The sequence below is a fragment of the Qipengyuania pacifica genome, assembly GCF_019857205.1.
Classification (GTDB): Bacteria; Pseudomonadota; Alphaproteobacteria; order Sphingomonadales; family Sphingomonadaceae; genus Qipengyuania; species Qipengyuania pacifica.
In genome coordinates this window covers 1-685 of sequence record NZ_JAHWXO010000050.1, presented here as the reverse complement: position 1 = coordinate 685, position 685 = coordinate 1, and the positions used below count along the sequence as shown (strand labels likewise).

Genomic DNA, 685 nt, shown 5'->3' with positions numbered 1-685 from the left:
CACGGGCCGCAGACGAGCCATGGCTCCTTCCTTGATGGCGTCCTCGAGTGGCTTGCCGTCATCCATCAGCTGCCGGATGAACGTCAGCATGACGACGCCGTTCAGCACGGCGATGCCCGACAGGGCAATGAAGCCAACCCCCGCGGAAATCGAGAAGGGGATGCCGCGCAGCATGAGCGCTGCCACGCCTCCGGTAAGAGCCAATGGCACCCCGGAAAACACGACCAGCGCGTCCTTCACCGAGCGAAACAGCGCCACCAGCAGGCCAAAGATCAGCAGCAAGGCGAGCGGAACGACGATCTGAAGCCGCGCACTCGCGGATTCGAGTTGCTCGAATGTGCCGCCATAGTCGACCCAGTAGCCCTCGGGCAGCTCGATCTCCGTGGCGATCCTCTCTTGCGCCTCGGATATGAAGGAACCCAGGTCCCGTCCGCGCACATTGCTGGTGACCACCGCACGCCGCTTGCCGTCCTCGCGGCTGATCTGGTTCGGCCCCTGAACGTTCTCGATCGTCGCAACCTCCGACAGCGGGACAGACCCTCCACCTGGCAGTGCGATAGGAAGACGCTCGAGCACCTGGCGATCCTCGCGCATCTCTTCGGGCAGCCGGACAACGATATCGAAGCGTCGATCACCCTCGAAGATCTGGCCGGCCTCGGTCCCGCCGATTGCCGTCGACACCACC

Annotated in this window: 1 protein-coding gene; it reads right to left on the bottom strand. The window is 64.1% G+C overall.

Going from position 1 to position 685, the window contains the following annotated elements; all coding sequences use genetic code 11:
• On the bottom strand, window positions 1-685 hold a 685-nt coding region (locus KYK83_RS17095; protein ID WP_222829104.1), incomplete at both ends, for an efflux RND transporter permease subunit.